Origin of the sequence: Arthrobacter sp. KBS0703 (genome assembly GCF_002008315.2) — a bacterium.
In the GTDB taxonomy this organism is placed as follows: domain Bacteria; phylum Actinomycetota; class Actinomycetes; order Actinomycetales; family Micrococcaceae; genus Arthrobacter.
Window position 1 is genome coordinate 4,197,779 of sequence record NZ_MVDG02000001.1, and the last position, 21,172, is coordinate 4,218,950.

Annotated in this window: 8 protein-coding genes and 5 rRNA genes; 12 read left to right on the plus strand and 1 reads right to left on the minus strand. The window is 61.8% G+C overall.

What is annotated here, in order from left to right:
* Positions 1-403 precede the first annotated feature (403 nt).
* From B1A87_RS19530 to B1A87_RS24270, 12 genes are all read left to right on the plus strand, one after another.
* Positions 404-3,540, plus strand: a 23S ribosomal RNA gene (locus B1A87_RS19530).
* A 222-nt stretch (positions 3,541-3,762) separates the two neighbouring features.
* Positions 3,763-3,879: ribosomal RNA gene (gene rrf / locus B1A87_RS19535) — 5S ribosomal RNA — on the plus strand.
* 150 nt (positions 3,880-4,029) lie between these two features.
* Entirely contained in the window at positions 4,030-5,139 is a 1,110-nt protein-coding gene (locus B1A87_RS19540; RefSeq protein ID WP_078026896.1) for a LacI family DNA-binding transcriptional regulator, read from the plus strand.
* Between the two features lie 101 nt (positions 5,140-5,240).
* Positions 5,241-7,454 carry a glycoside hydrolase family 2 TIM barrel-domain containing protein gene (locus B1A87_RS19545; protein ID WP_144275894.1) on the plus strand — a complete coding sequence of 738 codons (2,214 nt, stop codon included), beginning with the start codon at positions 5,241-5,243 and terminating at the stop codon, positions 7,452-7,454.
* The gene (locus B1A87_RS25115; protein WP_144275895.1) at positions 7,336-8,301 is read left to right on the plus strand and encodes a beta-galactosidase small subunit; all 966 of its coding nucleotides are present in this window, start codon (positions 7,336-7,338) and stop codon (positions 8,299-8,301) included. Before B1A87_RS19545 ends, B1A87_RS25115 begins: the two co-directional genes overlap by 119 nt.
* Before the next feature lie 611 nt (positions 8,302-8,912).
* Positions 8,913-10,439 (plus strand): 16S ribosomal RNA (locus B1A87_RS19555).
* 552 nt (positions 10,440-10,991) lie between these two features.
* Positions 10,992-14,129 (plus strand): 23S ribosomal RNA (locus B1A87_RS19560).
* 222 nt (positions 14,130-14,351) lie between these two features.
* Positions 14,352-14,468: ribosomal RNA gene (gene rrf, locus B1A87_RS19565) — 5S ribosomal RNA — on the plus strand.
* The 16S, 23S and 5S rRNA genes sit together here, the layout of an rRNA operon.
* 462 nt (positions 14,469-14,930) lie before the next feature.
* A complete protein-coding gene (locus tag B1A87_RS19570) occupies positions 14,931-15,218 on the plus strand; it encodes an HU family DNA-binding protein (RefSeq protein ID WP_056625601.1) in 288 nt (95 codons plus the stop codon).
* A gap of 119 nt (positions 15,219-15,337) precedes the next feature.
* Positions 15,338-17,533 (plus strand): cytochrome c oxidase assembly protein, encoded by a 2,196-nt coding sequence (locus B1A87_RS19575; RefSeq protein WP_078026914.1) that lies wholly within the window; start codon positions 15,338-15,340, stop codon positions 17,531-17,533.
* Positions 17,533-19,533 (plus strand): NHL domain-containing thioredoxin family protein, encoded by a 2,001-nt coding sequence (locus B1A87_RS19580; protein ID WP_078026915.1) that lies wholly within the window; start codon positions 17,533-17,535, stop codon positions 19,531-19,533. The genes B1A87_RS19575 and B1A87_RS19580 overlap by 1 nt, the downstream gene beginning before the upstream one ends.
* A 182-nt stretch (positions 19,534-19,715) precedes the next feature.
* Positions 19,716-20,018, plus strand: coding sequence for a type IV toxin-antitoxin system AbiEi family antitoxin domain-containing protein (locus B1A87_RS24270; protein WP_260680974.1), 303 nt, complete (start codon positions 19,716-19,718; stop codon positions 20,016-20,018).
* A 159-nt stretch (positions 20,019-20,177) separates the two neighbouring features.
* On the opposite strand, the gene B1A87_RS19590 is transcribed toward B1A87_RS24270, so the two are convergent.
* Complete coding sequence (locus B1A87_RS19590; RefSeq protein ID WP_185982367.1) at positions 20,178-21,170, minus strand: hypothetical protein; 993 nt, start codon at positions 21,168-21,170, stop codon at positions 20,178-20,180.
* Between the last annotated feature and the right edge of the window lie 2 nt (positions 21,171-21,172).

The window sequence follows — 21,172 nt, forward strand, 5'->3', positions numbered from 1 at the left end:
GTACGGTTCCTCTCTTGAGGGGTGCCTGGAACGGTGGGGGCGGGTGCGTGCGGTTTAGTGTTTGGCACACTGTTGGGTCCTGAGGCAACAGGACCATGGCCTGCGGGCCGTCCCTTACGGGGGATGGTGCGGGGTGTGGGACTTGTGTTTCTGGTTTCCTGGCTGCACCGATCATGCATGGTGGTTTCTTCTTTTGGGAGGGGCTGGTGTGTGGGGTGTGTGGTACGGGGGTTGTTGTTTGAGAACTACATAGTGGACGCGAGCATCTTTTATAAGAAGCAATTTCCAAGAATATGAACCTGGATCTGGCTGCGCGTGATGATGGCGCCCTTTTTGGGGTGTGGTTGTTGGGTGTGGTTGGTTTCTGTGGTTCTCTCGTAAATTAGCGTTTTTGATCTTTTGTGGTCAAGTTTTTTAAGAGCACACGGTGGATGCCTTGGCATTAGGAGCCGAAGAAGGACGTAGGAATCTGCGATAAGCCTGGGGAGTCGATAACCGGACTGTGATCCCAGGGTGTCCGAATGGGGAAACCCCGCCAGGGGCGCGAGCCACCTGGTGACCCGCATCTGAACACATAGGGTGCGTGGAGGGAACGCGGGGAAGTGAAACATCTCAGTACCCGCAGGAAGAGAAAACAATAGTGATTCCGTTAGTAGTGGCGAGCGAACGCGGATCAGGCTAAACCGTTCCATGTGTGATAGCCGGCGGGCGTTGCATGGGCGGGGTTGTGGGACTTTCCGTTCTGTCTCTGCCGGGACAGTGGGGTGAGGGTGCAGGTATAGGTGAACGGTCTTGAAAGGCCGGCCGTAGAGGGTGTGAGCCCCGTAACCGTAATGCTGTGCACCGCCTGGAGAGTATCCCAAGTAGCACGGGGCCCGAGAAATCCCGTGTGAATCTGTCAGGACCACCTGATAAGCCTAAATACTCCCTAATGACCGATAGCGGACCAGTACCGTGAGGGAAAGGTGAAAAGTACCCCGGGAGGGGAGTGAAACAGTACCTGAAACCGTGTGCTTACAATCCGTCGGAGCAACCGCGAGTGATCGCATAGTAGTTGTGACGGCGTGCCTTTTGAAGAATGAGCCTGCGAGTTAGTGTTACGTCGCGAGGTTAACCCGTGTGGGGAAGCCGTAGCGAAAGCGAGTCTGAATAGGGCGTTGCAGTGGCGTGATCTAGACCCGAAGCGAAGTGATCTACCCATGGCCAGGTTGAAGCGACGGTAAGACGTCGTGGAGGACCGAACCCACTTCAGTTGAAAATGGAGGGGATGAGCTGTGGGTAGGGGTGAAAGGCCAATCAAACTTCGTGATAGCTGGTTCTCCCCGAAATGCATTTAGGTGCAGCGTTGCGTGTTTCTTGCTGGAGGTAGAGCTACTGGATGGCTAATGGGCCCTACAAGGTTACTGACGTCAGCCAAACTCCGAATGCCGGTAAGTGAGAGCGCAGCAGTGAGACTGTGGGGGATAAGCTTCATAGTCGAGAGGGAAACAGCCCAGACCACCAACTAAGGCCCCTAAGCGTGTGCTAAGTGGGAAAGGATGTGGAGTTGCGAAGACAACCAGGAGGTTGGCTTAGAAGCAGCCATCCTTAAAAGAGTGCGTAATAGCTCACTGGTCAAGTGATTCCGCGCCGACAATGTAGCGGGGCTCAAGTACACCGCCGAAGTTGTGGCATTCACATATTTTCCAAGCCTTCGTGGTTCAGGAGTGTGGATGGGTAGGGGAGCGTCGTGTGGGCAGTGAAGTCGCGGTGTAAACCAGCGGTGGAGCCTACACGAGTGAGAATGCAGGCATGAGTAGCGAAAGACGGGTGAGAAACCCGTCCGCCGAATGATCAAGGGTTCCAGGGTCAAGCTAATCTGCCCTGGGTAAGTCGGGACCTAAGGCGAGGCCGACAGGCGTAGTCGATGGACAACGGGTTGATATTCCCGTACCGGCGAAAAACCGTCCATGTTGAACAGGGGATACTAACTGCCCGAAGCCTGCCCTATCACCCTTGTGGTGTGCGGGTTTTGGTGGAGCGCGGGACCTGATCCTGGGAGGCAAGCGTATTAACAGGTGTGACGCAGGAAGGTAGCCGAGCCGGGCGATGGTTGTCCCGGTCCAAGGATGTAGGGCGAACGGTAGGCAAATCCGCCGTTCATGATGCCTGAGATCTGACGGGACTCCCGTAAAGGGGGATTCGGTGATCCTATGCTGCCTAGAAAAGCATCGGCGCGAGGTTTTAGCCGCCCGTACCCCAAACCGACACAGGTGATCAGGTAGAGAATACTAAGGCGATCGAGAGAATTATGGTTAAATGAACTCGGCAAAATGCCCCCGTAACTTCGGGAGAAGGGGGGCCCCAACCTTGAACACCACTTGCTGGTGGGAGGGGATCGGGGCCGCAGAGACCAGGGGGAAGCGACTGTTTACTAAAAACACAGGTCCGTGCGAAGTCGCAAGACGATGTATACGGACTGACTCCTGCCCGGTGCTGGAAGGTTAAGAGGACCGGTTAGCCGCAAGGCGAAGCTGAGAATTCAAGCCCCAGTAAACGGCGGTGGTAACTATAACCATCCTAAGGTAGCGAAATTCCTTGTCGGGTAAGTTCCGACCTGCACGAATGGAGTAACGACTTCCCCGCTGTCTCAACCATAAACTCGGCGAAATTGCAGTACGAGTAAAGATGCTCGTTACGCGCAGCAGGACGGAAAGACCCCGAGACCTTTACTATAGTTTGGTATTGGTGTTCGGAGTGGCTTGTGTAGGATAGGTGGGAGACGTTGAAGCCCGGACGCCAGTTCGGGTGGAGTCATCGTTGAAATACCACTCTGGTCACTTTGGACATCTAACTTCGGCCCGTAATCCGGGTCAGGGACAGTGCCTGATGGGTAGTTTAACTGGGGCGGTTGCCTCCTAAAAAGTAACGGAGGCGCCCAAAGGTTCCCTCAGCCTGGTTGGCAATCAGGTGTCGAGTGTAAGTGCACAAGGGAGCTTGACTGTGAGAGAGACATCTCGAGCAGGGACGAAAGTCGGGACTAGTGATCCGGCGGTACATTGTGGAATGGCCGTCGCTCAACGGATAAAAGGTACCTCGGGGATAACAGGCTGATCTTGCCCAAGAGTCCATATCGACGGCATGGTTTGGCACCTCGATGTCGGCTCGTCGCATCCTGGGGCTGGAGTAGGTCCCAAGGGTTGGGCTGTTCGCCCATTAAAGCGGTACGCGAGCTGGGTTTAGAACGTCGTGAGACAGTTCGGTCCCTATCCGCTGCGCGCGCAGGAAATTTGAGAAGGGCTGTCCTTAGTACGAGAGGACCGGGACGGACGAACCTCTGGTGTGTCAGTTGTACTGCCAAGTGCACCGCTGATTAGCTACGTTCGGATGGGATAACCGCTGAAAGCATCTAAGCGGGAAGCTCGCTTCGAGATGAGATTTCCATACACCTTGTGTGTGAGAGGCCCCAGCCAGACCACTGGGTTGATAGGCCGGATGTGGAAGCGAGGACTAACGACTCGTGAAGCTGACCGGTACTAATAGGCCGATAACTTACACCACACACCACCCCGCAAACGGATTCAAAAGCGTTTGCACCCAGGGGCGGTAAGAAGAAACAAGACTGCTTGCGTCCACTATGTGGTTCCCGACCAACAAACCCGCACCACCGGTTTGTTGCACAGGAACCAACAACTACATAACAACACCACACCTGCCCTTCACCGGGCAGGGATGTTGTAACCACAAATTTCCCAACCCCCAAAAGGGTTGCGGAGCAAGGGTTACGGCGGTCATAGCGTGGGGGAAACGCCCGGTCCCATTCCGAACCCGGAAGCTAAGACCCACAGCGCCGATGGTACTGCACCCGGGAGGGTGTGGGAGAGTAGGTCACCGCCGGACAACCATTACACGGTCGAGAGCCCCAACCACAAGGTTGGGGCTCTCCCGCATTTAACCCCCTCAACCCGGCCGCACCGCCCCAACCAACGCGGCCGGCCGGTTTCGACAGGCTCAACCAGCGGCCGGTGCCCGCATCTAGACTTACCAACTATGACCACTTCTTCCGGCGATGTTCCCTCCGGCCTTGCCCCGGGCGCTTCCGCCGGACCCGCCCGGCGGGCCACCATCCTTGACGTGGCAGCCGCGGCCGGCGTCTCGAGGCAGACCGTCACCCGCGCCATGAACGCGATGCCGGGTATTCGCCGGGAAACACGTGAGCGCGTCCAAGAGACGGCACGCCAACTGGGGTACACGCCCAGCCGTTTTGCCAAGGGGCTGGTCCAAGGAGCGCGCACCTCGGTGGGGCTGGCCATTCCTGACCTCACCAACCCGTACTATCCGGCGTTTGCGTCCAGCGTGGTTGAGCTGGCCACGCAGCGCGGCTGGCACGTCGTCATGGATGACTACGGCCACGGCGGTACCACTGGCGTCGAGTCAGTGCAGCATCTCGCTCCACAGGTGGACGCCGTGATCGGATACTTGGGCGGAGCGGCGGACGAGGCGCAGGCCATCCTTGGGCGCCGGCCCCTGGTGGTTCTCGACCAGCCTGCGGGATCCGCGTCCGGCGGGATCGCCTTTGACTACACGCACGCCGCGCGAACCGCCTTGGAACACCTGCGGGCCAGGGGCTGCCGCCAGCTGGCCTACATCGATCGCGCCTGGGCCGGCACGGAGCACAGCTCCCCGGAACCCGCGGGCGCCGCCGGGCCAAGGCCCGGAACTGACCCGGTTCAAGGCGTTGTCACCGTGCGTGGTCAGGCGTTTTCCCGCAGCGCGGCTGACTCCGGAATAGCCCTGGCCGTGTCCGCCTCCCCGGAGTCGGCGGACGCGGCCCGAAAAGTGACGCGGCGGCTGCTCGACGAGCACCCCCAAACGGACGGAATCGTGGTGTTCAACGACCTCATGGCGGCCGGCGTATTGAAGGCGTTGGCCGACGTGGGGCGGGCCGTCCCGGCTGATTGTGCCGTGATCGGCATGGATGGCATCCCGCTCGGTGAGTTGCTGACTCCTGAGCTGAGCACTCTCGCGCTGGACCTGCGGGAGGTGGGGAGGGCCGCCGTCGAACTCCTTGACGGCTTGCTTACCGGATCCCTTGAGCCCGGCGGTCCGGGTACGGACCTGTTGCTCCGGCACCACCTGGTGCTGCGCCAGTCCGCCTGACCGGGAGCCTGGCCCTACCCAAACTGCCTGGATCACATTAGGCTTGTACAAGTTCGTGAACGTTCACGGAAATCATCATAGGCCCACCCAGGGGAACAAATATGTCAGTCGATTCATCCACTGTGCCCACCGATTCACGGCCGGCATCGCCCGCCAACCGGTCCCTCGACACGGCCGCAGCCGAGGTCCGGGAGCTCGAATCAATGGAGCCTGCTGACGGTGCGCTGCCTGCACGCGCATACCTGCACAGCGATGCCCCTCGGTTGATCCTGAACGGCACCTGGAAGTTCCGGCTACACGGCGGCGCGAGGCTGGCACCTCAGGTCGGTTGGCAGCTCGGCGAGGACCTGGCCAACTTCGGCGACCTGCCGGTGCCATCCAGCTGGCCCATGCACGGCCACGGAACACCTTGGTACACGAACGTCCAATATCCCTTTGCCGTGGAACCGCCCCACGTGCCGGACGCCAACCCCATCGGCGACCACCTCCTGGAGTTCGAGGCCGGCCCCGAGTTCTTTCCGCGCTCGGTTCTTCGGTTCGACGGCATTGAATCCGCCGGCACCGTGTGGCTGAACGGAACAAGGCTCGGCATGACGCGCGGCAGCCGCCTCGCCCACGAGTTTGACGTCACCAACGTCCTGGTTCCGGGCCGAAACATCCTGGCCGTCCGCGTGGCCCAGTTTTCGGCGGCCAGCTACCTGGAGGACCAGGACATGTGGTGGCTGCCCGGCATCTTCCGGGACGTCACCCTGCAGGCTCGGCCGGACAACGGCATCGACGACGTCTTTGTCCACGCGGGATTTGACCACCTCACCGGCGAAGGGATCCTCAAGGTCGAGGTGACCCGGGCCGGCGAGGCGATTGACGCCGTCGTGCGCGTTGGAGATCTCGAACTTGAACTGCCCGCGGGAAGTGAGCAGCGCATCCCTGCGGTTGAGCCGTGGTCGGCCGAACTGCCGAGGCTGTACCCCGCTAACGTCAGCACGGGCGGCGAGACCGTGGAACTTCAGCTTGGTTTCCGCAGCATCGCCATCGAGGACGCGCAGTTCAAGGTCAACGGCCAACGGATCCTGCTGCGCGGCGTGAACCGGCATGAACATGACCCGCGCCTCGGCCGTGCGGTGCCGCGCGAAGTCATGGAGAGCGAGCTGCGGCTCATGAAGCAGCACAACATCAACGCCATCCGCACCTCCCACTACCCGCCGCACCCGGAATTCCTTGCCCTCGCGGACCGGCTCGGCTTCTACGTGGTGCTGGAATGCGACCTGGAGACCCACGGCTTCGAAAGCGCGGGCTGGCAGCAGAATCCGAGTGACGATCCCCGGTGGGAGCCGGCCCTGCTGGACAGGATGCGGCGCACCGTTGAGCGCGACAAGAACCATGCCTGTGTGGTCATGTGGTCACTGGGCAACGAGTCCGGCACGGGGCGGAACCTTGCGGCCATGTCCCGCTGGACCAAGCACCGCGACCCCTCCCGGCCCATCCACTACGAGGGTGACTGGAGCTCGCCCTACGTGGACGTCTACTCACGGATGTACGCGGACCAGGCCGAGACCGCGCTGATCGGTCAGGGAATTGAGCCGGCCCTGGAGGATCCCGAACTCGACGCCCGCCGCCGCGCCATGCCCTTTGTCCTGTGCGAATACGTGCACGCGATGGGCAACGGACCGGGCGGAATGACCGAGTACCAGGAGCTCTTCGACCGGTATCCGCGCCTCATGGGCGGCTTCGTCTGGGAGTGGCTGGAGCACGGGATCACCCGCACTGCAGGCGACGGCCAGGAGTACTTCGTCTACGGCGGCGACTTCGGTGAGGAAATTCACGACGGCAACTTCGTGACGGACGGACTCGTCGACGCCAACCGCAAACCGAGGCCCGGGCTTCTGGATTTCAAGAAGGTCATTGAGCCGCTGGCCATCACGGTCGCGGAGGACTGGACGAGCTTCACCGTTGCAAGCAAGTTCGACTTCGCGGACACCTCCGCACTCCGGTTCGGCTATTCCGTGGAGGCCGACGGCGGCACTCTCGACGGCGGCGTAGTGGCGGTTGCGCCGTTGGCGCCCCGCAGCGAAGCCTCCGTTCAACTGCCGTCCGGGCTGGCTGACCTGGCCGGCGATGCGGCCGCGGTGCTGACTGTCCGTGCCGAGCTGGCCGAGGCGACGGGTGGGCCGGCGCCTGTCTCTTATACACATCTAGATGTGTATAAGAGACAGCCTCAACGCACCCGCGGCGCCGCAGGTCCGTGCCACCGAAGGCGTCGGGGAGGCGGGCGCGACGGATTCTTCGGGCGGCACACCCGGCGCCGGATCCGATGAGCTGCTGCTGGGGCCGGCCGCCTTCTCCCGGTCCACCGGAGCGCTGACCCGGCTTGGCGGACTGCCGGTGGACGACCTCCGGCTGGTGCTGTGGCGCGCCCCGACGGACAACGACTACGGAGTGGACTGGTGGGGGAACCCCGAAGACCGGACTCTTGCTCAGCGGTGGGTCGACGCCGGCCTCAACCGGCTGCACTCCCGGCTGATCGGGATCACGGCTGTCCCGGCCCCGGACGGCGGGGAGGCGTTGGAGATCCGCACGCGCGTCGGCATCGCGGACAAGCAATACGGAGTGTTCGTGGACTACACGTGGACCAGCGACGGTGAAAGGCTCAGCCTGCGGACGCGGGTGCGGCCGGACGGGGACTGGAGGGATAAGGGCCGCGACGTGCCCTGGGCGCGGATAGGGCTGGAGCTCGTGCTGGGCGCCGGTCCCCGGCATGTGGACTGGTTCGGGCAAGGTCCCCACCAGGCGTACCCGGACACCGGCCAGGGCACCCGCAAGGGATGGTACTCGCTGCCTGCGGCGGAGATGGCCGTGGACTACGTCCGCCCGCAGGAGTCCGGTGCCCGCGCCGCTGTGCACAGCGCAACGCTGCAGCTGGATGCAGGGGACCTGGCCATCAGCGGGGAGCCCTTTGCGCTGACGCTGATGCCGTATGGCCAGGCAACACTGGATGCCGCAAAGCATCAGCCGGACCTTGTGCCGGACGGACGCACCCACGTCTATCTCGACCACGTCCAACGCGGAGTGGGGACCGGCGCCTGCGGGCCCGGAGTGCTGGACGCCTACCGGATTGCCCAACGGGAGGCGGACTTCACCCTGGTGTTCGAAGCCAAAGGCTGACCGTCCGTCCGCCGACCCTTGGGCCGGCAGAAATGTGACGCGCCGCATAGCGGGAAAATAACCGACAATCCGCCAGGCGGCGGTCCTGACAGCCCCTGAAATCCCTGCAAATCCGGGGATTCCAGGGGCTGTTTCAGGGGCGCAGGGGCGTGTTTGGGTGGGTTTGCGGTGGGGGTGGGGTGGGTGTATTGTTTTCTAAGTCGCCGCGAGGGGGCCAGCGAGGAGCTGGTGTCCGGAGGCGGCCAAATCCCTTTCTTGAACAGCCTGTGAATGGTTCGCTTGTTTGGCGTGCCGGGAGCGGGTGGGGCTGGTTTTGTTTGTTGGTGTGGGTCCTGGAACATGGATTTGCGTCGGGGGCTGAAACCGGGTAAGTTTGAAAAGTTGCTCCGGAGCGATCCACGGCTGTTTGGTTGTGGTGGTGCCGGGTGTGTCTGTTGTTTGAGAACTCAATAGTGTGCCAAGTTTGTTGATACCGGTTTATTTTATATGAATTGGTTGAATTTGCCGGGCCCGCCACCCCGTGGTGTGGTCTGGTTTTGACAGCTGGTTTCAAATTTTGTGCAGGGTGCGTGTCCCGTTTTCCCGGGGGCGCATGCTGTGTCTGTTTTACTTCAACGGAGAGTTTGATCCTGGCTCAGGATGAACGCTGGCGGCGTGCTTAACACATGCAAGTCGAACGATGACCCGGTGCTTGCACCGGTGATTAGTGGCGAACGGGTGAGTAACACGTGAGTAACCTGCCCTTAACTCTGGGATAAGCCTGGGAAACTGGGTCTAATACCGGATATGACTCCTCATCGCATGGTGGGGGGTGGAAAGCTTTATTGTGGTTTTGGATGGACTCGCGGCCTATCAGCTTGTTGGTGAGGTAATGGCTCACCAAGGCGACGACGGGTAGCCGGCCTGAGAGGGTGACCGGCCACACTGGGACTGAGACACGGCCCAGACTCCTACGGGAGGCAGCAGTGGGGAATATTGCACAATGGGCGCAAGCCTGATGCAGCGACGCCGCGTGAGGGATGACGGCCTTCGGGTTGTAAACCTCTTTCAGTAGGGAAGAAGCGAAAGTGACGGTACCTGCAGAAGAAGCGCCGGCTAACTACGTGCCAGCAGCCGCGGTAATACGTAGGGCGCAAGCGTTATCCGGAATTATTGGGCGTAAAGAGCTCGTAGGCGGTTTGTCGCGTCTGCCGTGAAAGTCCGGGGCTCAACTCCGGATCTGCGGTGGGTACGGGCAGACTAGAGTGATGTAGGGGAGACTGGAATTCCTGGTGTAGCGGTGAAATGCGCAGATATCAGGAGGAACACCGATGGCGAAGGCAGGTCTCTGGGCATTAACTGACGCTGAGGAGCGAAAGCATGGGGAGCGAACAGGATTAGATACCCTGGTAGTCCATGCCGTAAACGTTGGGCACTAGGTGTGGGGGACATTCCACGTTTTCCGCGCCGTAGCTAACGCATTAAGTGCCCCGCCTGGGGAGTACGGCCGCAAGGCTAAAACTCAAAGGAATTGACGGGGGCCCGCACAAGCGGCGGAGCATGCGGATTAATTCGATGCAACGCGAAGAACCTTACCAAGGCTTGACATGGACCGGACCGCCGCAGAAATGTGGTTTCCCCTTTGGGGCCGGTTCACAGGTGGTGCATGGTTGTCGTCAGCTCGTGTCGTGAGATGTTGGGTTAAGTCCCGCAACGAGCGCAACCCTCGTTCCATGTTGCCAGCGCGTAATGGCGGGGACTCATGGGAGACTGCCGGGGTCAACTCGGAGGAAGGTGGGGACGACGTCAAATCATCATGCCCCTTATGTCTTGGGCTTCACGCATGCTACAATGGCCGGTACAAAGGGTTGCGATACTGTGAGGTGGAGCTAATCCCAAAAAGCCGGTCTCAGTTCGGATTGGGGTCTGCAACTCGACCCCATGAAGTCGGAGTCGCTAGTAATCGCAGATCAGCAACGCTGCGGTGAATACGTTCCCGGGCCTTGTACACACCGCCCGTCAAGTCACGAAAGTTGGTAACACCCGAAGCCGGTGGCCTAACCCCTTGTGGGAGGGAGCCGTCGAAGGTGGGACTGGCGATTGGGACTAAGTCGTAACAAGGTAGCCGTACCGGAAGGTGCGGCTGGATCACCTCCTTTCTAAGGAGCACCTACAGTCGCCTTGCCTCATGTATGTGAGTGTGGAGGGGTTGTCAGGAGTAAAGCCCGTTGCGCAGGCGATTGTTCTGCGGCGGGTGCTCATGGGTGGAATATCAACGGATAGCGGCCGCAGGTTCTTTTCCTTGCCCAGTACGGTTCCTCTCTTGAGGGGTGCCTGGAACGGTGGGGGCGGGTGCGTGCGGTTTAGTGTTTGGCACACTGTTGGGTCCTGAGGCAACAGGACCATGGCCCGCGGGCCGTCCCTTACGGGGGATGGTGCGGGGTGTGGGACTTGTGTTTCTGGTTTCCTGGCTGCACCGATCATGCATGGTGGTTTCTTCTTTTGGGAGGGGCTGGTGTGTGGGGTGTGTGGTACGGGGTTGTTGTTTGAGAACTACATAGTGGACGCGAGCATCTTTTATAAGAAGCAATTTCCAAGAATATGAACCTGGATCTGGCTGCGCGTGATGATGGCGCCCTTTTTGGGGTGTGGTTGTTGGGTGTGGTTGGTTTCTGTGGTTCTCTCGTAAATTAGCGTTTTTGATCTTTTGTGGTCAAGTTTTTAAGAGCACACGGTGGATGCCTTGGCATTAGGAGCCGAAGAAGGACGTAGGAATCTGCGATAAGCCTGGGGGAGTCGATAACCGGACTGTGATCCCAGGGTGTCCGAATGGGGAAACCCCGCCAGGGGCGCGAGCCACCTGGTGACCCGCATCTGAACACATAGGGTGCGTGGAGGGAACGCGGGGAAGTGAAACATCTCAGTACCCGCAGGAAGAGAAAACAATAGTGATTCCGTTAGTAGTGGCGAGCGAACGCGGATCAGGCTAAACCGTTCCATGTGTGATAGCCGGCGGGCGTTGCATGGGCGGGGTTGTGGGACTTTCCGTTCTGTCTCTGCCGGGACAGTGGGGTGAGGGTGCAGGTATAGGTGAACGGTCTTGAAAGGCCGGCCGTAGAGGGTGTGAGCCCCGTAACCGTAATGCTGTGCACCGCCTGGAGAGTATCCCAAGTAGCACGGGGCCCGAGAAATCCCGTGTGAATCTGTCAGGACCACCTGATAAGCCTAAATACTCCCTAATGACCGATAGCGGACCAGTACCGTGAGGGAAAGGTGAAAAGTACCCCGGGAGGGGAGTGAAACAGTACCTGAAACCGTGTGCTTACAATCCGTCGGAGCAACCGCGAGTGATCGCATAGTAGTTGTGACGGCGTGCCTTTTGAAGAATGAGCCTGCGAGTTAGTGTTACGTCGCGAGGTTAACCCGTGTGGGGAAGCCGTAGCGAAAGCGAGTCTGAATAGGGCGTTGCAGTGGCGTGATCTAGACCCGAAGCGAAGTGATCTACCCATGGCCAGGTTGAAGCGACGGTAAGACGTCGTGGAGGACCGAACCCACTTCAGTTGAAAATGGAGGGGATGAGCTGTGGGTAGGGGTGAAAGGCCAATCAAACTTCGTGATAGCTGGTTCTCCCCGAAATGCATTTAGGTGCAGCGTTGCGTGTTTCTTGCTGGAGGTAGAGCTACTGGATGGCTAATGGGCCCTACAAGGTTACTGACGTCAGCCAAACTCCGAATGCCGGTAAGTGAGAGCGCAGCAGTGAGACTGTGGGGGATAAGCTTCATAGTCGAGAGGGAAACAGCCCAGACCACCAACTAAGGCCCCTAAGCGTGTGCTAAGTGGGAAAGGATGTGGAGTTGCGAAGACAACCAGGAGGTTGGCTTAGAAGCAGCCATCCTTAAAAGAGTGCGTAATAGCTCACTGGTCAAGTGATTCCGCGCCGACAATGTAGCGGGGCTCAAGTACACCGCCGAAGTTGTGGCATTCACATATTTTCCAAGCCTTCGTGGTTCAGGAGTGTGGATGGGTAGGGGAGCGTCGTGTGGGCAGTGAAGTCGCGGTGTAAACCAGCGGTGGAGCCTACACGAGTGAGAATGCAGGCATGAGTAGCGAAAGACGGGTGAGAAACCCGTCCGCCGAATGATCAAGGGTTCCAGGGTCAAGCTAATCTGCCCTGGGTAAGTCGGGACCTAAGGCGAGGCCGACAGGCGTAGTCGATGGACAACGGGTTGATATTCCCGTACCGGCGAAAAACCGTCCATGTTGAACAGGGGATACTAACTGCCCGAAGCCTGCCCTATCACCCTTGTGGTGTGCGGGTTTTGGTGGAGCGCGGGACCTGATCCTGGGAGGCAAGCGTATTAACAGGTGTGACGCAGGAAGGTAGCCGAGCCGGGCGATGGTTGTCCCGGTCCAAGGATGTAGGGCGAACGGTAGGCAAATCCGCCGTTCATGATGCCTGAGATCTGACGGGACTCCCGTAAAGGGGGGATTCGGTGATCCTATGCTGCCTAGAAAAGCATCGGCGCGAGGTTTTAGCCGCCCGTACCCCAAACCGACACAGGTGATCAGGTAGAGAATACTAAGGCGATCGAGAGAATTATGGTTAAGGAACTCGGCAAAATGCCCCCGTAACTTCGGGAGAAGGGGGGCCCCAACCTTGAACACCACTTGCTGGTGGGAGGGGATCGGGGCCGCAGAGACCAGGGGGAAGCGACTGTTTACTAAAAACACAGGTCCGTGCGAAGTCGCAAGACGATGTATACGGACTGACTCCTGCCCGGTGCTGGAAGGTTAAGAGGACCGGTTAGCCGCAAGGCGAAGCTGAGAATTCAAGCCCCAGTAAACGGCGGTGGTAACTATAACCATCCTAAGGTAGCGAAATTCCTTGTCGGGTAAGTTCCGACCTGCACGAATGGAGTAACGACTTCCCCGCTGTCTCAACCATAAACTCGGCGAAATTGCAGTACGAGTAAAGATGCTCGTTACGCGCAGCAGGACGGAAAGACCCCGAGACCTTTACTATAGTTTGGTATTGGTGTTCGGAGTGGCTTGTGTAGGATAGGTGGGAGACGTTGAAGCCCGGACGCCAGTTCGGGTGGAGTCATCGTTGAAATACCACTCTGGTCACTTTGGACATCTAACTTCGGCCCGTAATCCGGGTCAGGGACAGTGCCTGATGGGTAGTTTAACTGGGGCGGTTGCCTCCTAAAAAGTAACGGAGGCGCCCAAAGGTTCCCTCAGCCTGGTTGGCAATCAGGTGTCGAGTGTAAGTGCACAAGGGAGCTTGACTGTGAGAGAGACATCTCGAGCAGGGACGAAAGTCGGGACTAGTGATCCGGCGGTACATTGTGGAATGGCCGTCGCTCAACGGATAAAAGGTACCTCGGGGATAACAGGCTGATCTTGCCCAAGAGTCCATATCGACGGCATGGTTTGGCACCTCGATGTCGGCTCGTCGCATCCTGGGGCTGGAGTAGGTCCCAAGGGTTGGGCTGTTCGCCCATTAAAGCGGTACGCGAGCTGGGTTTAGAACGTCGTGAGACAGTTCGGTCCCTATCCGCTGCGCGCGCAGGAAATTTGAGAAGGGCTGTCCTTAGTACGAGAGGACCGGGACGGACGAACCTCTGGTGTGTCAGTTGTACTGCCAAGTGCACCGCTGATTAGCTACGTTCGGATGGGATAACCGCTGAAAGCATCTAAGCGGGAAGCTCGCTTCGAGATGAGATTTCCATACACCTTGTGTGTGAGAGGCCCCCAGCCAGACCACTGGGTTGATAGGCCGGATGTGGAAGCGAGGACTAACGACTCGTGAAGCTGACCGGTACTAATAGGCCGATAACTTACACCACACACCACCCCGCAAACGGATTCAAAAGCGTTTGCACCCAGGGGCGGTAAGAAGAAACAAGACTGCTTGCGTCCACTATGTGGTTCCCGACCAACAAACCCGCACCACCGGTTTGTTGCACAGGAACCAACAACTACATAACAACACCACACCTGCCCTTCACCGGGCAGGGATGTTGTAACCACAAATTTCCCAACCCCCAAAAGGGTTGCGGAGCAAGGGTTACGGCGGTCATAGCGTGGGGGAAACGCCCGGTCCCATTCCGAACCCGGAAGCTAAGACCCACAGCGCCGATGGTACTGCACCCGGGAGGGTGTGGGAGAGTAGGTCACCGCCGGACAACCATTACACGGTCGAGAGCCCCAACCACAAGGTTGGGGCTCTCCCGCATTTAACCCCCTCAACCCGGCCGCACCGCCCCAACCAACGCGGCCGGCCGGTTTCGCGCAAGCCCAACCAACGCAGCCCGCCGGTTTCGACAGTCTCAACCAGCGGCCGGCCGCGTTTCGGCAAGCTCAACCGGCGTGGCCAGCTGGTTAGTGGCTCAACCGATGCACGAGGTGCCGCACGCTGAAAACCGTGCCGCCGCCGTCGGGCCTCACCGTAGTGAGGCCTTAACATCGTCCGCTATGGGCGGAATTCGGTGGAAAACCCCCGAAAATTCGGTGATTTAGGTCAAAAAGTCGCGGAAACACGCGGAATTTGCCCCCCTCACGGGTGCAAGCTGGTAAGTTTTCGAACAGTGGCTTGTACGCATGCCGTGTGCAGGCTCCAGAAATCCAAAGCGTCCAGGAGGACATAAATGGCTAAGAACCGTAGTGAACTTGTTGCAGAGGTAGCAGGCAAGGCCGGCACCAGCCAGGCAGCCGTCAACTCCGTGCTCGATGCACTGTTCGAGGTTTTCGAATCTTCCGTCGCCTCCGGCGAGAAGATCACCATCCCGGGCTGGCTCGCAGTTGAGCGTACCGACCGCGCAGCCCGCACTGGCCGCAACCCGCAGACCGGCGAAACCATCCAGATCGCAGCAGGCCACAGCGTCAAGCTGACCGCCGGCTCCAAGCTGAAGGCCGCTGTCTCCAACAAGAAGTAGTCTTCTCGACAGCTCAGGAGGGGCGGCAACCACACGGTTGCCGCCCCTCCTGCTTTTAAGGCCCGATTCGCCGTAAGCACCGATTCGCCGCCCGGGCAGCGGTAGCGGACAATGGATAAGTGCCCTCAGCAGCAAAATCCCGTATCCCACAGCCTGCGCCCGATCAGGGAACGCAGAGCCAGGCTGACGCCGCCCTCGGTATTCCTCGGCCCTGGCAGTTGGCCGGCCTGGCCGCCCTCTTCCTAGGGCTGGCGGCCGCGTTGCTGTTCTCCGGCGCTGCGGCGGCCCGCGAGGTGTCCGATCCCGGAGCACTGGTGCGCTGGGGCCTCCCTGTCAGCAAGGCAATCCACAACATCTCGCTGGCCACGGTGATCGGCGGGCTCATATTCGCTGCGGGCATCCTGCCGTGGAAGCTTGGCGGCTCGCGCACCAAGGATCATGACGCTCCCGAGCACCCGGCCTTCGCCCGCGCCCTTGCCATCGCGGCGGCCGCCGGTGTGGCCTGGACCCTGTCAGCGATCGCCGTGCTGGTGCTCACCTACGCGGACGTGGCAGGGCAAGGTATTTCCGGGGACGCCGAATTCACCAGGGCCCTGGTCTACTTCATGACCGACATTGAAACCGGCCGGGCCTGGCTGGCCGTCACCATCATCGCCGCCGTGGTGACCACAGCCCTGTTCGGTGTGCGATCCCTGACAGGCTTGGCGCTAGCCCTGGTGCTGGCGCTGATCGGCCTGGTTCCGACCGCTCTGATCGGGCACTCCTCAAGCTCGAATGACCACGAGGGCGCCATCAACTCCCTCGGCCTGCACCTGGTGGGCGTCAGCGCCTGGGTCGGCGGCATCATCATGCTCGCGCTGCTTTCCGGCATCCTGGCCGGCGCCCGGAACTCGGCAGGCACGCGGAACGGTGCCGGCAAGCAGGCCATCCAGGCATCCCAGCCCGGCGGCCCCGCCGACATCACCGAACCGACGCTCCGGCGTTTCTCCTCCCTGGCGGGGTTCGCGTTCGTGCTGGTCTTCGCCTCGGGCGTGATCAACGCCAGTGTCCGGGTGACCAGTTGGGCCGACCTCTTCGGGTCGCCCTACGGCCAGCTGATCCTGGCGAAGACTGCCGCCGCCGTGGTCCTCGGCGGCATCGGCTTCATGCACCGGCAGTGGATCCTTCCGCAGCTGGGACGCAAGGGCGCAGCCATGTCCTCGCGCCGCGTGCTGTGGCAGCTGATCCTCATGGAACTGCTCATCATGGGAGCCACCTCCGGTATCGCCGTAGCTCTGGGCCGCTCCGCGCCGCCCGAGCCGACGTCGTACGCTCCGAACGCCTCTCCGGCCTTCATCCTGTCCGGCTACGAGCTGCCCCCGGAGCTGACGCCGGCACGCTGGCTCTCCGAGTGGCGCCTCGACTGGCTGTGGATCGCTGTGGCCCTCTTTGGGCTCGTGTCCTACTTCCTCGGAGTGGCCAAGGTCCGTGCCCGCGGCGACAAATGGCCATGGTTCAGGTCCATCAACTGGGTGATCGGGCTGCTGGTGCTGACCTACATAACCTCCGGGCCGCCGTCGGTCTACGGGCGTGTGCTGTTCTCGGCGCACATGGTGGACCACATGGCGCTGACCATGGTGGCGCCGCTCTTCCTGGTCCTCGGCGCCCCTGTGACGCTCGCCCTGCGCGCCCTCCCGGCCAGGACCGACGGCTCCCGCGGACTCCGCGAATGGGTGCTGCTCTTTGTGCACTCGAAGTTCTCCCAGCTGGTCACGCACCCGCTGTTCGCGGCGGCCAACTTCGCTGGCTCGATTGTGCTGTTCTACTACTCCGATGCCTTCGGCTTCGCGATGCGCGAGCACGTGGGCCACGAGCTGATGAACCTGCACTTCGCGCTGACCGGGTACATCTTCGTGCTCAGCATGATCGGCACCGACCCGCTGCCGCTCCGGGCACCGTACCCGCTGCGTCTGGTGCTGCTGCTGGCCACCATGGGCTTCCACGCCTTCTTCGGCGTAGCCATCATGGGTGGCACCAACCTGCTGGCCGCAGACTACTTCGGCAACCTCGGCCGGGCCTGGGGACCGTCCGCGCTCCTGGACCAGCAAATGGGCGGGGCCGTGGCCTGGGGCATCGGCGAAATCCCGACCCTGCTGGTGGCAATCGGCGTCGCCATCATGTGGTCCAGGTCCGATGAACGCGAGACCCGCCGCACCGACCGGGCCGCGGACAGGAATAACGACGCCGATCTCACCGCTTACAACGATATGTTTGCCAAATTGGCTGAACGCGACGCCAAGCTGGCTGAACGTGACTCAAAGCTGGAAGGACGCTGATGAGCGAAACCGTACGCACCCACCACCGGGTCCGCGCCTCCGAACTGGTCGGCCGCAACTGGCTGAACACCGGCGGCAAGTCCCTGGACCTGGAAGCCCTGCGCGGAAAGATTGTCCTCCTGGACTTCTGGACCTTCTGCTGCATCAACTGCCTGCACGTGCTGGATGAGCTCCGCCCGCTGGAGGAAAAGTACTCCGACGTCCTGGTCACGGTGGGCGTGCACTCGCCGAAGTTCGAGCACGAGGCCGATCCCGTGGCCCTTGCGGCCGCCGTTGAGCGCTACGAGATCCACCACCCGGTCCTGGACGACCCCGAGCTGGACACCTGGAAGGCCTACACGGCCCGCGCCTGGCCCACGCTGGTGGTCATCGACCCCGAGGGCTACATCGTGGCCCACCTCTCCGGAGAAGGCCACGCGGACGGTCTCGCCGTGCTCATCCCGGAACTCATCGCCGAACATGAGGCGAAGGGGACCCTGCACCGCGGCAACGGCCCTTACGTGGCGCCGGAGCCGACGTCGGGCACGCTGCGCTTCCCGGGGAAGGCCCTCTACCTGCCGGCGGGGCGGGGCTCCATTGCCGGACAGCCCGACGGCGCTGCTGCCGCCGCCGGATCCTGGCTGGTCACCGATACCGGCCACCACCGCCTGGTGGAGCTGGACACCGACTTCCACACCGTACTGCGCACCTACGGCTCCGGGACCAAGGGCTACGCCGACGGCCCCGGCACGAACGTCGACTCCGTCGAGCCGACCGCGCAGTTCAACGAGCCGCAAGGCCTTGTCCTGCTGCCGGAAGACGTGGCAGCGAAGACGGGCTACGACGTCGTGATTGCCGACTCCGTCAACCACCGCCTCCGTGGACTGTCGCTCGCGGAGGGCACCGTCACTACACTCGCTGGCAACGGCGTGCAGCGGCTGCTGGAGACCGGCCCGGCCCGCGTGGACGAGGACGCCGCCGGCTTTACCGGCCGCCTCAGCGAGCACCCGCTGGAGGTTTCCCTCAGCTCGCCCTGGGACGTGGTGTGGTCCGCCAAGCTCAACGCCGTGGTGGTTGCCATGGCCGGCGTGCACCAGATCTTCAGCCTGGATCCGCTGAACGGGGCCGTGTCGATCATCGCCGGCAACGGCCTGGAAGGGCTGCTGGACGGACCTGCCCACGAGGCATGGTTCGCGCAGCCTTCCGGCCTCGCCGAGGATGCCGACGGCAACGTCTGGGTGGCGGACTCGGAAACCTCCGCGCTCCGCAAACTCGTGATTGACGACGACGGCACGGTCACCGTTGAATCCGCCGTGGGCAAGGGACTCTTCGACTTCGGCTTCCGCGACGGCGAGGCTTCCGAGGCGCGCCTGCAGCACCCGCTGGGCGTGACGGTGCTGCCGGACGGCTCCGTGGCCATTGCCGACACCTACAACGGGGCGGTGCGCCGCTACGACCCCGCCACGCGCACCGTGTCCACGCTCGCACGCGGCCTGTCCGAACCTTCCGATGTCATTGTGGACCACACCCAGGTGGCCGGCTCCGAGCCGCTGCTGGTGGTGGTGGAGGCCAACAAGCACCAGCTGGTCTACGTGCCTATTCCGAAGGAAGCCCAGCAGGTGGACGAAGGCGCGGTGCAGACGCACCGGCCCAAGAGTCCCGTGGCCGCGGGGCCGCTGGAACTGACCGTCCGCTTCACGGCGCCGACCGGCCAGAAGCTCGACGACCGCTGGGGCGACCCCACGCAGCTGAAGATCTCCTCCACCCCGCCGGAGCTACTGGTGTCCGGCGGCGGAACCTCCGTAGGTCTGCTCCGCACTCTGGAGCTGTCCTCCGACGTTCCCGAGGGCGTGCTGCACATAACGGCCCGCGCGGCAGCCTGCGACGGCCCGGAAACCGAGGACGGGGAGATCCCCGACCACGCGGCGTGCCACCTGTACCAGCAGGACTGGGGCATCCCGGTGGTGCTGCAGGCGGACGGCGACACCGAGCTGGTGCTGGACCTCCGCGGCATGGACTAAGGTCCCCGCAGCCAAGATTGCTGAAGTGGCCCGGTTTTCGACCCCCAAGGCTTGAATTCCGGGCCATTTCCGTTGCTGCCGGGGTCAAAGCCGGGCCAGTTGCGCACGGCGCCGGCGCCGGGCTTGTCCACATAGCCCAGTTTGGCCTGTGTGCGGGCCGGGGCGGCGGACATTGTGGGCTTATGGACCCAACGGACATCCTCCAATCGGCCGGCGACGTACTGCTCACCCGGGACGTGCTGGCCCGGGGCTCCTCCGAGGCCGCCCTCCGCCGAGCCATCCGGCACGGCGATGTGGTCAGGCTGGAACGGGGCCTGCTGGCCGTCGCCGGAGCCGACCCGGAACTCGTGGCCGCCGGACGTTCCCGGGGCCGGCTCACATGCGCCTCGGCCGCCCCGAGGTACGCCCTCTGGCAGTTGCGTCCTGCAGCCCGGATGTCCTGCTCCACGCGCTCCTGTGCCGGCCGCCCCTGGAAGCGCTGGTGATGGTGGAATGCGCCCACAACTGGCTCGCGGCTCGCTCCGCTGGCCGCAGCCGGACCAGCCCGGTTATGGAGTCGCCAGCCGGCTGCAGGGGCAGTGATTTCCGTCGCGGGAGCCTGAAAACTGGGCCACTCCGGGCAGCCAAGGCCAGGGTCGGCGGCCTTAGAAGCTCAGGAGCGGAGTGACCTTGATGGTGTCGCCCTCGATGTCCAGGCGCGTGGTGAAGCTGAAGTCGTGGACCACGTTCAGGGCCGAAACCGCACCGGTAAAGAGGTCCACCTGCTGTGCGGTGATTTTGGCCTTGCCGTCCAGCGGTGCAACCACCCATTTGCCGTCGAACGGTTCAATGCTGATCTTCGGGTACTCGGTGATGCTCCACTTGATGGTCCCGTCCACCACCCGGTTGTTGGTGGCGTGGTAGAACGGGCAGTCAGGCTGAAGCCTTTGCTGCTTGTCTGCCTCCGCGGCGCACTTGTCAAGGAATTCCTTGACCCGGGTGGACACGGCTTGGTTCAGCTCATCCGTTGCCTGGGTCAGGAGGTTCAGCGGTGCCGTGGGGGAGTCCCGCCCGGATACGGTGGCGCTGGTGGCCGGCGCCGAGAAGAACTGGCCGTTCAAGGAGGCCTGGTACTCGCCGGGGTAGAACACGGCGAATGAGTTGCGGCCGCCGGGCATGTTCACCGGCACACCGTTGACTGTGGCCTCGGTGGAGTTCACCACAGTGACGTCCACCGTGGGCAGCGGTGCGGGCACGAATGCCCATTTGTGGAAGAACAGCCATTCAGTGCCGGTGCTTTCGAGCAGGAACTCGGTGTGCAGCTGGCTTCCGTCGATGGTGTAGTCCATGGGCACCATGACCCGGTTGCCGGTGCGCGCTACGGCGTCGCCGAGCTTCACGTTCGTGATGCGTGAGGCGGACGTCTGCAGCGCCGTGCCGTCGAGCATGGCGGGGTCGGCGTCCGGCACGGAAGCGCGGAGCAGGCCCAGGGCGCGCTCGCCCTCACCCTTCTGCAGGGCCTCGAGATATTCGCGTATTGGCTGCTGCGGACTGGCCACCGAGTTGTTCACAAGGTTGACCGAAACGATGGCTCCGACCACGGCAAGCATCAGGCCCAACAGCCACCCGGCCGCGGTCCTCACCAACGCTTGACTCATCT